General features: G+C 35.3%; 13 protein-coding genes and 8 tRNA genes. 18 read left to right on the top strand and 3 right to left on the bottom strand.

From position 1 onward, the window contains the following. Positions 1–10 precede the first annotated feature (10 nt). The 5 genes from SPD89_RS11890 to SPD89_RS11870 all read left to right on the top strand — a co-directional run bounded on the left by SPD89_RS11890 (position 11) and on the right by SPD89_RS11870 (position 3,919). Entirely contained in the window at positions 11–811 is an 801-nt protein-coding gene (locus SPD89_RS11890; RefSeq protein WP_336262167.1) for a hypothetical protein, read from the top strand. Positions 812–872: 61 nt separating this feature from the next. Beyond that, complete coding sequence (locus SPD89_RS11885; RefSeq protein ID WP_336262166.1) at positions 873–1,058, top strand: hypothetical protein; 186 nt, start codon at positions 873–875, stop codon at positions 1,056–1,058. A 184-nt stretch (positions 1,059–1,242) separates the two neighbouring features. After that, positions 1,243–1,671: a hypothetical protein gene (locus SPD89_RS11880; RefSeq protein WP_336262165.1), complete on the top strand. Its 429-nt coding sequence runs from the start codon at positions 1,243–1,245 to the stop codon at positions 1,669–1,671. 282 nt (positions 1,672–1,953) lie between these two features. After that, positions 1,954–2,475: a hypothetical protein gene (locus tag SPD89_RS11875; RefSeq protein WP_336262164.1), complete on the top strand. Its 522-nt coding sequence runs from the start codon at positions 1,954–1,956 to the stop codon at positions 2,473–2,475. 295 nt (positions 2,476–2,770) lie between these two features. Beyond that, positions 2,771–3,919: a thiolase family protein gene (locus SPD89_RS11870; protein ID WP_336262163.1), complete on the top strand. Its 1,149-nt coding sequence runs from the start codon at positions 2,771–2,773 to the stop codon at positions 3,917–3,919. Positions 3,920–4,024: 105 nt separating this feature from the next. On the opposite strand, the gene SPD89_RS11865 is transcribed toward SPD89_RS11870, so the two are convergent. Together SPD89_RS11865 and SPD89_RS11860 are read right to left on the bottom strand one after the other, a co-directional pair. Then, a complete protein-coding gene (locus SPD89_RS11865) occupies positions 4,025–4,885 on the bottom strand; it encodes a cytochrome c oxidase assembly protein (protein WP_336262162.1) in 861 nt (286 codons plus the stop codon). Between the two features lie 306 nt (positions 4,886–5,191). Further along, the gene (locus tag SPD89_RS11860; RefSeq protein ID WP_336262161.1) at positions 5,192–5,962 is read right to left on the bottom strand and encodes a rhomboid family intramembrane serine protease; all 771 of its coding nucleotides are present in this window, start codon (positions 5,960–5,962) and stop codon (positions 5,192–5,194) included. A 127-nt stretch (positions 5,963–6,089) separates the two neighbouring features. Between SPD89_RS11860 and acpS the strand changes: the two genes are divergently transcribed. The 5 genes from acpS to SPD89_RS11835 all read left to right on the top strand — a co-directional run bounded on the left by acpS (position 6,090) and on the right by SPD89_RS11835 (position 9,741). Continuing rightward, the gene (acpS, locus tag SPD89_RS11855; protein WP_336262160.1) at positions 6,090–6,446 is read left to right on the top strand and encodes a holo-ACP synthase; all 357 of its coding nucleotides are present in this window, start codon (positions 6,090–6,092) and stop codon (positions 6,444–6,446) included. A gap of 143 nt (positions 6,447–6,589) precedes the next feature. Further along, positions 6,590–7,618 (top strand): LolA family protein, encoded by a 1,029-nt coding sequence (locus SPD89_RS11850; protein WP_336262159.1) that lies wholly within the window; start codon positions 6,590–6,592, stop codon positions 7,616–7,618. Between the two features lie 162 nt (positions 7,619–7,780). Next, entirely contained in the window at positions 7,781–8,893 is a 1,113-nt protein-coding gene (gene alr / locus SPD89_RS11845) for an alanine racemase (protein ID WP_336262158.1), read from the top strand. A gap of 187 nt (positions 8,894–9,080) precedes the next feature. After that, positions 9,081–9,365, top strand: a complete 285-nt coding sequence (locus SPD89_RS11840; protein WP_336262157.1) for an antitoxin — start codon at positions 9,081–9,083, stop codon at positions 9,363–9,365. A gap of 4 nt (positions 9,366–9,369) precedes the next feature. Further along, complete coding sequence (locus SPD89_RS11835) at positions 9,370–9,741, top strand: type II toxin-antitoxin system PemK/MazF family toxin (protein ID WP_336262156.1); 372 nt, start codon at positions 9,370–9,372, stop codon at positions 9,739–9,741. Positions 9,742–10,043: 302 nt separating this feature from the next. Here the strand turns inward: SPD89_RS11835 and SPD89_RS11830 are convergent, their stop codons facing one another. Beyond that, positions 10,044–11,042, bottom strand: a complete 999-nt coding sequence (locus SPD89_RS11830; RefSeq protein WP_336262155.1) for a proline dehydrogenase family protein — start codon at positions 11,040–11,042, stop codon at positions 10,044–10,046. A 700-nt stretch (positions 11,043–11,742) separates the two neighbouring features. Between SPD89_RS11830 and SPD89_RS11825 the strand changes: the two genes are divergently transcribed. The 8 genes from SPD89_RS11825 to SPD89_RS11790 all read left to right on the top strand — a co-directional run bounded on the left by SPD89_RS11825 (position 11,743) and on the right by SPD89_RS11790 (position 12,641). Then, positions 11,743–11,817, top strand: a tRNA-Asn gene (locus SPD89_RS11825). A gap of 5 nt (positions 11,818–11,822) precedes the next feature. Then, positions 11,823–11,913: transfer RNA gene (locus tag SPD89_RS11820), tRNA-Ser, on the top strand. 10 nt (positions 11,914–11,923) lie between these two features. Then, positions 11,924–11,995, top strand: a tRNA-Glu gene (locus SPD89_RS11815). A gap of 57 nt (positions 11,996–12,052) precedes the next feature. Next, positions 12,053–12,127 (top strand) — tRNA-Gln (locus SPD89_RS11810). A gap of 57 nt (positions 12,128–12,184) precedes the next feature. Continuing rightward, a tRNA-Lys gene (locus tag SPD89_RS11805) sits at positions 12,185–12,257 on the top strand. Between the two features lie 60 nt (positions 12,258–12,317). Continuing rightward, positions 12,318–12,400, top strand: a tRNA-Leu gene (locus SPD89_RS11800). Positions 12,401–12,477: 77 nt separating this feature from the next. Beyond that, positions 12,478–12,551 (top strand) — tRNA-Gly (locus SPD89_RS11795). A 16-nt stretch (positions 12,552–12,567) separates the two neighbouring features. After that, positions 12,568–12,641 (top strand) — tRNA-Ile (locus tag SPD89_RS11790). The last annotated feature ends 180 nt before the right edge of the window (positions 12,642–12,821 follow it).

The following is a 12,821-nucleotide window of genomic DNA, read 5'->3' as shown; positions in this document are numbered from 1 at the left end:
TGTAAAGAGATTGATCTGTAAAAAATTAAATAATTTGGATGAACAAGATTTTGCAGTGTTAAGGGGGCCTTTTGAATCTGGTAGACAAAGCCCTAAAAGCCTTGGAGGGACATTGCTTCTTGGTATTGTCTTTCAAGTATTGATGTTATATATGGTATATGACATATCAGAAGGGGATTCATTATTTCGTTTTAAAGAAACTATATTATTAGTTTACTCGACTTTTTCTGTAATCTTAATATTACTGTCGATTATCTATTCTATACCGGCGGTGTACATGAAAGGTCAGAAGATGCAATATGCTACCGTAATATTAGTATCACAAAACATTGCCGGGGTATCATTTTATATCGTATCCTTATTCCTAATTGGCTCAGAAAAATTGTTCGTCGTAAACCAAGAATCACTTTTTACCATCATTTTAGTCACAAGCAGTGCTGGTATATTAATATTTATAATCACCTGTATTCGATTTTACTTTTTATTAAAAAAAGGGGAGTATCGATCTGGATCAAAAAGAGCATTACTGAGAGGGAAAATTGAATTAAAATCTTTAGTTCCAATAGCAATTTTAGCAAGTACAGGATTGACTTTATTTATGCAATACACATTCAAAAACATAGTTAGTTTTGACGGGAATACAATTTTCTTGATTATCCTTGGTCCCATATTATTTTACATTATGTTATTTGTCTTACCTGAACAATTAGTTATTTTATATTGTAAAACTCGTTTTGATAGTTTTAATTTTGATAAAGATGGGAACTTAAAGCCGTTGTCTAATGAAATGAACCATTCACACGAACATTAGAGAAGTTCACTAAGCCTTATTTCAATCTGAAAGTTTATTAATTTAAGAAGGTGTAAAGAGATTGATCTTTAAAAAGTTAAACAATTTAGATGAACAAGATTTTGCAGTGTTAAGAGGTCCTTTTGAATCTGGTAGGCAGAGCCCTAAATCTTTAGGTGGAACATTGGTGTTGTCGATATTTTTTCAAGTTTTATTGTTTTTCTTAATTTACCGTAGTTATTTCAAGCCATACAATATATCCTTATAAAGAAGTCTTATTTTATCTTCATTTGGGGATCACAGTAATTCTAGTCATCTTATCGGTCATTTATGCTATTCCTAGTGTTTACATGAAAAACCAAAAAGTGCAATATTTCATCGTAATATTAGTTTCTCAAAACTTGACTGGATTTTTTCTTATAGGATCACTATCTTTAATAGGATCCGACCTGGTGGTAATTCAGACGGATTATTCACTGTTGAATATTACCCTTTTAATAATCGCTTTCGGGATTTTAATTTTTTTAGCCACTTTTATTCGATTTTATATATTGTTGCGAAAAGGTGCATACAGAATCGGTTCGCAAAAAGAGAAAATACGAGGAAGGTTTGAAACAAAATCTTATCTGCCAGCAGTAATTATTGGTAGTACAGGGATGGTTCTCATTATTAGATATATAGTAAACACATTTCACTTAGTAGATATTGAAGCATTGGGAATGACAGTACTAAGTATTTTAATATTTTATACGATGCTATTTGTTTTGCCGGAGCAACTTGTTATACAATACTGCAAATCACGTTTCGATAGTTTTAACTTTGATAAAGAAGGAAATTTACACCCTTGGAACAGTGGAGATAATATAAAGGACGGAACATAATCAAGGAAGAAATTTATTTTATTATCAGACGCAGCTATTAAGGCAACAGGTTTATCTTGGAACAGGTCTAGTTGGTATGGCAATTGGTTCAGTGATACCGTTTGGTGAAAAACTGATTTGCTATTGGTGTTCGTGGATCGGTGCTTTTTGATTGGATCTATGATAATGAGGTAAAGGTAGCATGAAGTATAAGGGACACAGTTTCTGGATTCTTTGTAATCTCGGTTCAATTTATAGCTAGGTAGGGAAACCAAAACCTCCAAATTTAAGGGGGAGAAGCAGTTGAAAAATTTAATTCCATTTTATACGGAAAAAAGTAGAGATACCCAAGCTTATACATTGTTCTTAGATCAAAAGTCTAAGAAAGTTTATAAAGCGTATCATAAAAAAACAAGTACGGTATTATACTGGATTGCTTTCGTGCTTGCTTTAGCTTTACTACGTATTTTAAAGGATGTTTATTATCCAATAAATACGTTAAATGTCATCTTGCTATTTGTTATTGGTGCTTTAAGCATTATTCTGGGATTGTATTTCTATAAATTTGCTTATGAAGAAAAAAAGGAAGTTTTTCAGTCAGAATATATGGTAGAGCGTTATATTGAAAAAGGAGAAAAAGTATTAAAGATAGAAGTGATTACAACTAGTTGTATTTTCATAGCTTTTATAATCGTATTGTTGTTATTTCTATTTAATAATTGGCTACCAATGCTACTTTTAGCTATCGCTTTGTTAATCATATTTGTTACATTATTATGCAGACTTCCAGTTGAAAGATTTAAATTAAATAAGACAATTACTTAGTGAAAGGAACCTTTAATGTCAAGGTTCTTTTTTGGCAGGTAAATAAAAAACTTTTCTCGACTCGCCTAAGTGCAACTTTATTTCTCGCCGTATGGACTAGGTACGAGTTTTTAACTTATTTACATAAGTGCAACAATCGCTGAGTTACCGCCAGTAATGGCCTGCCAGTTGACGTGTTTTCTTTTGTGAATAAGCAAAGTTTTCTAATATTAAGCGTTCAATGTTTACGGAAAATTGTTTCAGAAAAGAAGTAGTAGATGTATAATAATGGTAGAATAGAAAAAGGGGTGTGACGATGCGAGAGGTTGTTATTGTAGAAGGATGCAGAACAGCGGTTGGAAGAAGAAAAGGAGTATTTAGTTCCTACCGGGCAGATGAGCTTTTTGCGGTAGTATTAGATGAACTAGTTCGTCGGGCAGGTATTGATAAAAGTGATGTGGAGGATGTTATTGCTGGGTGTGTTACGCAAGTGAATGAACAGGCGATGAATGTTGCACGAACTTCTGCACTTATTGCAGGTTTTCCAGTACACGTTCCTGGTGTAACAATTGATCGTCAATGTGGTTCGAGTCAACAGGCGGTTCACTTTGGTGCACAAGCAATACTTTCTGGTGATATGGATATTGTTATTGCGGGTGGCGTTGAAAGTATGACTAGATCACCAATGTTTAGAAATGTGGGAGATACAACGCCAAGCGAAAAGCTTACCTCGAAACACCATATTGTGAATCAAGGTATTTCAGCAGAAATGATTGCGGATAAATGGGGATTTTCAAGACAAGAACTCGATGAATTTTCGTTAAAAAGCCATACGTTAGCACTACAAGCAATTGAAAAAGGTAGATACAACGATGAGATCGTTCCAGTGGATGTCAAAGGAGAAAATGGAGAGATGCGCACTGTTTCCATTGATGAAGGGCCAAGAGCGGAAACGTCATTAGAAATATTAGGTAACCTCCCAGCCGTATTTAAAGAAGATGGAAAAATAACTGCAGGAAATGCGAGCCAGATGAGTGATGGAGCAAGTGCTGTTCTTTTAATGTCCCGGGAAAAAGCTGATGCGTTGGAATTAAAGCCACGAGCAAAAATTATCGCTCGTACTGTGGTTGGTTCTGACCCGACATTAATGTTAACAGGACCCATTGAGGCGACGCGACAAGTATTAAAAAGGGCTGGAATAACACTCGATGATATAGATCGTTATGAAGTAAACGAAGCATTTGCACCTATACCACTTGCTTGGCTAAACGACTTACAAGCTGATCCGGAAAAATTAAACGTAAACGGTGGAGCAATTGCATTAGGGCATCCACTTGGCGCAACCGGGACAAAGTTACTTGTTTCTCTACTTCATGAATTAGAACGGATAGAAGGAAGATATGGACTACTCGCAATATGTGAAGGAATGGGAATGGCGAATGCAACGGTAATTGAACGTATGTGAAAGTAAAATTGTCGCTAGAAATAATGCTTAGTGGCTCGAATAAATAATGAGTGCAGCTATATATTTTAACAAGAAAAATAAGAAGCCTTAACATTTGGCTTCTTATTACTTTTTATCTTTATCCAAATGAATTACTACACCTCTAGCATAGCGGATATGCTCTTCATCAACACTACCCTCTTTAGCTTCTTCTTGTTTTCCCCATTTAAATAACATTAATAATAAAGCAAAAGAATAACTTGCTAATTGCAGTATCTTCAATATTCCCCCAGCGAGCTGTTGATCATACACAGAGGTAAGTGCATGAATTATTTCTCGTTCTAAAGGGATGTAAGCAGGAAAGTGGGCATGCTGTATAATAACATAATAGAATCCGATTGGAAATAGTGCAATGGATGCTAAAAATATATACAGGGCACGAAGCAAATAGTCAAGCCCTTTTATTTCTGGGACTGGATTAATGATAACCCACCACATAAATACGGCACTACCAATTAATATTGCTTGAGCAATAAAGGATAAGAAAATATTTGTATGAACGATGTTAAATACCGCTGGGATTAAATAAATTGTTAGTAAACCATTAAAGGTAATTAATGATAACCACGGATGTGCTAGAATTTTAAGAACAAATTTTGTACGATGATTCCAAATATATTGCCGGAGAAAATCCACCGGTAAACTTAATATGAGTAAAGGAATAGCGATAAAAAATACGATAGATAATTGTAAAACATGTGCACTGAATAAATAATGAGTAGAAATGATATCTAACGGTGTCGCTTTTACGAAAAAAAGTAGTATGATTCCTATGAAAAAATAATATTTTTGACCTCGCGATACAGGATAGAGCGGCGAATGGATTAATTTGTTAATATAAAAATAAGTGACAGCTAATAGAACAATAATCCAGTGCAATTTAAATAAAGTATAGAAAGAATGATGCTCAAGTAAATAACCGAACAATAATTATTCACCACCGCTTCTTTTATAGTATTGATTTGTAGTTAATTCGTGCGTGTTCAAAAAGGAGGATAAAAACGACCAAGAAGTCTAGACGGCGCAGTTTCGAGCAGCGGAATGTATGCATTTAGATGCATGAGCGAACGCTTCTAGCACGCAGAAAAAGTGCTTTCCTTTTTCAAGGAGCGGAGAAACAAGCCAGCGAAGGAAATTCGCAGTGTCATTTTTACCGGACTTTTTGAACATCCTCTATTAACTCCTTTAAACCATTTTAGCAAAAGTTTGTTAAATCGCCAAAGTAAGTTATTGCTAAAAGAAGCGGCTGAGCAATCCTAATAGAACAAGTATACCGAAAATAATCCAAAAAAAATTTTTCCGAACTTTTGTAGGGATAATGCGTCGTTTATTCCATCTGTTCGGATTAAACTGAACATCATCTGTATTATCTCGGTAACGGGGACGATTTCTTGCCATGGAAAACGGACGTGTATTCGTTAAAATAATTGGAGCAATTGCAAACCCACCAATAAACCCAAAAATATGGGCTGCGATATTGATGTTTGGTTGAATAAAGGTCATCAATAAACCGATAAAAAATATAACCTTGACGATTTGTGCATTACCAGGGTCAATTAAATCTTTTCGAAACAAAACCATGAACATATAAATGCCAAATAACCCGTATATCGCACCTGATGCGCCTAAATGTGGAGTAATAGAAACAGGGTCGATTACATAAGTTCCTAAATTCCCAGCGATCCCCGTGAAAAAATAAGCAAGAATAAATTTTGTCTTTCCAAGCATTTGCTCTAACGCAGGTCCGAATAAAACGAGAGCAAAGCAGTTAAATACAACATGGCCAATCCCGCTATGAAGAAACATCGGGGTAATTAGACGCCAATAATCACCATGGTGCACGGAAAGATTATGGCCAATCCCCCAATTGTAAATTGTATAACCGATCGGCAATTGTACTATGTCTATTACTACCCATAACAGAAGATTTATGATGACAATTGTTGAAATGACAGGATAAAAGCGTAAAAACTCTTGAACACTTCGTTCTGTACGTATAAACATAACATCCTCCCAGGAAAAATAACTTTGAATTATAATATAAACCTTCTAATACTTGAAGTCATGTATAATGATTATTGTAAAAAAATATATTTGCATATATAGAAAGGGATTGAAAGGTAAATGAAAAATGATTAGTGGAATTGGAATTGATATGATCGAATTACAACGAATTCAAAAAGCAGTGTTTCGAAACAAACGTTTTATTGACCGGATATTAACCAATAATGAAAAAGAAAGATATATTAGTTTTAAAAAAGAACAAAGGAAACTAGAATTTTTAGCAGGTCGCTTTGCAGCAAAAGAGGCATTTGCAAAAGCGACCGGAAAAGGCATAGGTAAATTGAGCTTTCAACATATAGAAATTTTATCCGGATCTGAAGGGGCGCCAACTCTTACTGCCCCCGGATATGATCCTAATAAAATATATATTTCAATTAGCCATAGTAAACAATATGCTGTTGCTCAAGTTGTCATCACCAATTAACTCTAATAGTTTTCAATAAGCAAACAAATACTTTTGCATAAATTGAAAACTTGTCTCATATAGTTTAGTGCAGGTGAGAAGGTGTTACTGTTTGCAAAAACAGGAAAGTCCTTTAACGAAAATGAGACAAAGGGGATAGGTGGATGACAAAAAATAAAAGGAATTTTTCGTTCTTAATTTTTATCGGTCTACTCGTATTAATTGCTGCTGGTTGTGGAGAAAAGTCGCAAGAAAATGTCATTAAAAAAATTGACGGGACTTTAGAGGACATAAGTGGCTACAAAGCAAAAGCAGAAATGACGATGAAAACGGGACAAGAAGAACGGAGCTATGCAGTTGATATTTGGTTTAAAAAGGGACAAGAAGATTTTTATCGTGTTGGTTTGGAAAATGAAGACGAAGAAGGCGGTCAAGTTATTTTAAAAAATGATGAAGGAGTTTTCGTATTAACACCGGCACTTAAAAAGAGTTTTAAGTTTCAGACAGATTGGCCAGAAAACAGTAGTCAACCATATTTGTATCAATCACTTGTAAATGATGTTCTTGCCGATAAAGATGCTACTTTTACAGAAAGTGAAACCCATTATGTTTTTTTAACAAAGACCAACTATCAAAATTCAACAAATTTACCATATCAAGAAGTATACTTTGATAAAAAGAGCTATACGCCTACTGGTGTAAAAATAATGGATAAAGATAAGAATGTCCTTGTTGAAGTTGCATTTGATACGATTGATCTAAATCCAAGTTTTGCAAAACATGATTTCGATCGTGAAAGTATTATAGAAAATACAATGAATGAGATGTCCGTTTCTGATATGGAGGAAATGGAACTCGCGGTTATGTTCCCGCTTAAGACATTAGGCGCCGAGTTGGTAGAAAAGCAGGAAGTAACTTTGGAAGACGGTGAGCGGGTGATAATGACATTTAAAGGTGATCGTAATTTCACGCTTATCCAAGAAAAAGTTACTTCTGTACCAACATCTGGCGGAGAAATGATCGAAGAAGTAACTGGAGATGTTGTAAATTTGGGCTATAGTATCGGAGCATTAACGAATAATACAATTGAGTGGAACTATAATGGGACGGACTTTTATCTAGCAAGTGATGATATGACAATGGAAGAATTGATTGAAGTTGCATCATCTATTCAAGGTGAGGAAATAAAATAACTGTAACGGAGCAGTCTCTAGTTTCTTGAGTCTGCTCCTTTACTTACTGTACAACGGAGAAAACGCTTACATCGGTTGAAATACAAGAATGATTAGAGTAAAATTCAAGATAAGATTATTGTTTAAACATATTATAATTGTTGTAATGAAAGGAGCGAGCATATGAATAGATATCGAAACACTTGGGCTGAAATAAATTTAGATGCAATTGGATATAATATACAACAACTGAAAAATTTACTTCCGGAAGGCCGAAAAGTTATGGGAGTAGTAAAGGCAAATGGTTATGGACATGGAAGTGTTAAAGTTGCCAAGACAGCTTTAAATATGGGAGTAGACTTTTTAATGGTAGCCATATTAGAAGAAGCGGTAAAATTACGCAAACATGGTATTGAAGAACCGATCTTAGTTATCGGTCGAGTACCTCCCCGATATGCATATGTTGCTGCAAATTTGGGTATCACGCTCTCCGTTTTCCAACTTGATTGGTTAGAATCTATACAGAATGAACGTTTTAATAAACCCTTATCATTGCATATTGAATTTGAAACAGGGATGAACAGAACGGGAATAGTTACAAAAGATCAATTAAAAGAAATTGTCAATGTGGTCAAAAGGATGGAGAATGTACGACTTACTGGTGCATATACGCACTTTGCAACCGCTGATGAAATTGGCTCTGAATTATTTAATAAACAGCGATTGCGTTACGAAGAGATGCTTGAGACTCTAACATCGTTATATCCTCATCAAATTATAACGCATATTGGAAATAGTGCTGCCGGAATTCAGTATTCCGAAAAAATGCTTCAATATACCCGGTTTGGAGTATCAATATACGGTCTTTATCCTTCTGCAGATATTAGGGGAATGGCAAATGTAAAATTAAAACAAGCTTTTTCTCTTTATAGCGAATTGATTCAAGTTAAAAAAGTAAGCGCAGGTGAATCTGTTAGTTATGGGGCAACATTTATCACCAAAGAAGATGCGTGGATTGGGACTGTACCTATTGGGTATGGAGATGGTTGGCGAAGGGGCTTACAAGGGTTTTATGTTCTAGTAGATGGCAAGAAGATGCCGATTGTCGGAAGAATTTGTATGGATCTTATGATGATTAAATTAGACAAGCAGTATGAGGTAGGTAAAAAAGTAACTCTAATTGGTGAAGATAATGGTTCTATGATTGAGATGGACGATGTTGCGAATTATTTAGGAACGATAAATTATGAAATACCTTGTATGCTTACGGATCGGATCCCAAGAATGTATGTATAAATAATTGAAATTATACCGATATTATTTTCACAGAGTCAATAGTGTAATATATATATAATTTTTATAGTATGTATAATAATGGATCTACTTTAACCGCATTTTCTTCAATTTCCTTTTGCAAATTGGTAGCTAAAATGGTACTATTAAGTAAGAATTTCATAGGTCGTTTAACTATCAGCGGAGGTGTATGGTGTTGCCAGACAGATTAGAGGAAGTCTTAATCAGATTACCAAAAAATCTATTCATTGAGGTGGATGGAATGGCAAAGCAAGAGAATAAGGATATTAATGATTTAATTTATCAAGCGACGAAAAATTATGTCCAGTATAAAAAAGAGATACGTCAGCTGCACGAGTCGATGCAAAAAGGCTACGAGGAAATGGCAAGAATCAACTTAAATCTTTGTTCAGAAGCATTTTTAGCTGAAGAGGAGGCTAAAATTACCTCAGACCGCTTAGTGATCGGGGTGTAGCGATTTGATCGTGCAAAGGGGCGAAGTCTACTTCGCTGACCTCTCGCCTGTTGTAGGCTCTGAGCAGGGAGGCGTGCGGCCAGTGTTGGTCATCCAAAACGATATCGGGAATAGATTTAGTCCAACCGTTATCGTCGCTGCGATTACCGCCCAAATACAAAAAGCAAAGCTACCAACCCATGTTGAAATTAAAGCCGAAAAACATGGGTTTGAACGTGATTCGGTTATATTATTGGAGCAGATCAGAACGCTAGATAAACAGAGACTTACAGATAAGATAACGAAATTAGATATAGATACAATGAAACTAATCAATCGTGCTTTGGAAATTAGCTTAGGTCTGGGCTTTAAAAGTATATATGAAGATGATCAATAACGGCTAGTAGCTCCCCATGTTTATAGGATGTGAGGGAGTTTTTAATTTGCAACTTTTTTAACGGATTTCATGATTTTTATGTGTATCTCTTGGGTATCCAACATTCATGGATAAAACGTGTATTTCGTGGATAATGTTTTCTTCCGTGGTTATGTGGTTATATTGCGATCCTATGGACAAATCCAACTATCCGTAGTTAAATCGCAAATAGAGTGGGTGAAAACTTTAGTGAAATGAAAATCTAGCGTAACGGTACATAGGTAAAGCCTCCAGAAAACATCGGAGGCTTTTTAATTAATACTTCACTTTTTCCGTCTAGTGAATAAGTATGCGATAGTTGCAAGTGATGCTGCTCCTATAATGATTGGAGTTTTTTTCAATTTATTTTCAGATGTATAGAGCTTATCTTTTAAGATTAAGTTAATATTTTGTGGGCGCTCGGCTAATCGTCGCATGAAGTAACCGTACCAGTCATCGCCAAATGGCAGATAAGTACAGAATAGATATCCTTCATTAGCCAATGATTCCTGCATATCTGTACGGAAACCGTAAAGCATTTGAAATTCAAAGTTATTTTTGTCAATACCTTCTTCTTCAACAAAAGTTTTAAGTTCATTAATAATGTTATGATCGTGTGTTGCAATAGAAGTAAAAGCATTTCCTTTGAGTCTTTTCTTTGCAAGCTTTAAAAAATTTCGATCAATATCTTCTTTAGACTGATATGCAACTTCTTCACTCTCTTTATAAGCTCCTTTAACAATTCGAAGTCGTACATCGTTTAGCTTGTCCATGTCTTCTTCGGCATGATAAAAATAAGACTGAATTACTGTTCCGACATTTTTATAATCATTTAATAGTTCACTTAACACTCGCATTGTTGGCGCATAATGTCCATAATCTTCTGTATCGATATTAATAAAAATATTATATTTATCTGCAACACCAACAATTTCACGCATGTTTTCTAAACAAAATTCCTCATCAATATCTAAACCAAGCTGTGTCAATTTAACTGATATATGGCAATCTACTTGTTCTTTATGAATGCGTTCAACTACTTCGATAATTTTATTTTTAGCGGCAGTAGATTCCGCTTTCTTCGTTACAAATTCACCTAAATTATCAACTGTACAGCTAATTCTTTTATCATTTAGTCGCTTTACGGATCTCATCACACTGTCAATATCAGTTCCGGCAACAAACTGCTCAGCGCCTAAATTGTAACCCCATTTTTTAGCACTTTTATTTAAAAACTTATTATTAGATAATGCGATAAAAAAATCTCTTGTCAAATTAGCCATTCTTTTCAAAACTCCTTTCCAGACTAAATAATATTACATGTTACAATAATTATAATATCATGAAATGGCATTAAAACATTATCGTTATTATGTCAGTAATAAGAAAAAATAATTCTTATTTGAAAAAGAAGTGAACATTACATATTTCTAGAATTAAAAGGGTGATAAATCTTTATTCATTAATTGAAAAGTAAGTAAATAAATTGACGAAATCCTTATTCACGTGGTAAATTATAATAGATAAAAATTTCTAAAGGGTTGCGTGTTTCATTATAAAATGTAGATTTTCAAATAAATACAAAAAAATATCATTTTATTGTTGACAGTATTTTAAAAATGATGTATATTGTTTCTTGCTGTTGTAATTTCCAACGATGAAAAGTCTGTCATAGATGGACAACTTACAGCTCGAATAATTAACAGCAGTAGAGTTTAGAAATTAAGTTGAGATTATTTAATTAAGCGTACTTGAAGTACTGTTATTCACGAGTTATTTAAGTGCGTGTTTAAAAAAGGATAAAAAGGATCAAGAAGTTCGAGGCGGCGCAGTTTCGAGCAACGGAATGTATACATTTAGATACATGAGTAGCGGAGAAACAAGCATTCGTGCGAAATTCGCAGTGTCATTTTTACCGGACTTTTGAACATTCTCTTTACGTTTTTCTCGAAGAATAAATTAATCTCTTTTATTTAATCATTTTCCACAGTAGCTCAGTGGTAGAGCAATCGGCTGTTAACCGATCGGTCGTAGGTTCGAATCCTACCTGTGGAGCCATATTTGGGGAAGTACTCAAGAGGCTGAAGAGGCGCCCCTGCTAAGGGCGTAGGTCGCGTGAGCGGCGCGAGGGTTCAAATCCCTCCTTCTCCGCCATTTGTTTTTTGGCCCGTTGGTCAAGTGGTTAAGACACCGCCCTTTCACGGCGGTAACACGGGTTCGAATCCCGTACGGGTCATTACTATCTTTCTTCTCTGTAAATATTGATGAATTAAGAATCCGACATAATTTTGATTGGGCTATAGCCAAGCGGTAAGGCAACGGATTTTGGTTCCGTCACTCCTAGGTTCGAATCCTAGTAGCCCAGCCATTACTTTTATGACACAAGCGTAGATGCTCTAAATCTGGTAAGCTACGTAGTGATTATGAGCCATTAGCTCAGGTGGTAGAGCATCTGACTTTTAATCAGAGGGTCACAGGTTCGAGTCCTGTATGGCTCACTTTTATTTTTATACATTCATCATCATTGATCTGTTGAAGAATTATACTCTGATTTTTTTGCGGTCGTGGCGGAATGGCAGACGCGCTAGGTTGAGGGCCTAGTCGGGGAGACTCGGTGGAGGTTCAAGTCCTCTCGACCGCATTAACAAGAATTGTTAAAATAATACTTGCATTTTATTTTTCTTTGTGTTATATTAATTCTTGTGCTTAAAAAATAGTGCGGGTGTAGTTTAGTGGTAAAACTCCAGCCTTCCAAGCTGATGTCGTGGGTTCGATCCCCATCACCCGCTCCAAACTATCTTTAATAGTGGGCCTGTAGCTCAGCTGGTTAGAGCGCACGCCTGATAAGCGTGAGGTCGGTGGTTCGAGTCCACTCAGGCCCATATCGTTTCTAAAAAGTTTTTCGAAATGGTATTGACATCGATTTAAAGATGTGACATACTAGTAAAGCTGTCTCTTGGCAGGCGAATGAAAATCTTATTTTATTAGAAGCGAGAATAAATATATTGACACGAAATTACGTGTGTGATATAATTAATCACTTACCACATAAGTGGTAAATC

This window comes from Pseudogracilibacillus sp. SO30301A (genome assembly GCF_037072025.1).
In the GTDB taxonomy this organism is placed as follows: domain Bacteria; phylum Bacillota; class Bacilli; order Bacillales; family Amphibacillaceae; genus Pseudogracilibacillus.
Note: the sequence above shows the minus strand (reverse complement) of the source record. Positions and strands in the feature narration are given on the sequence as shown.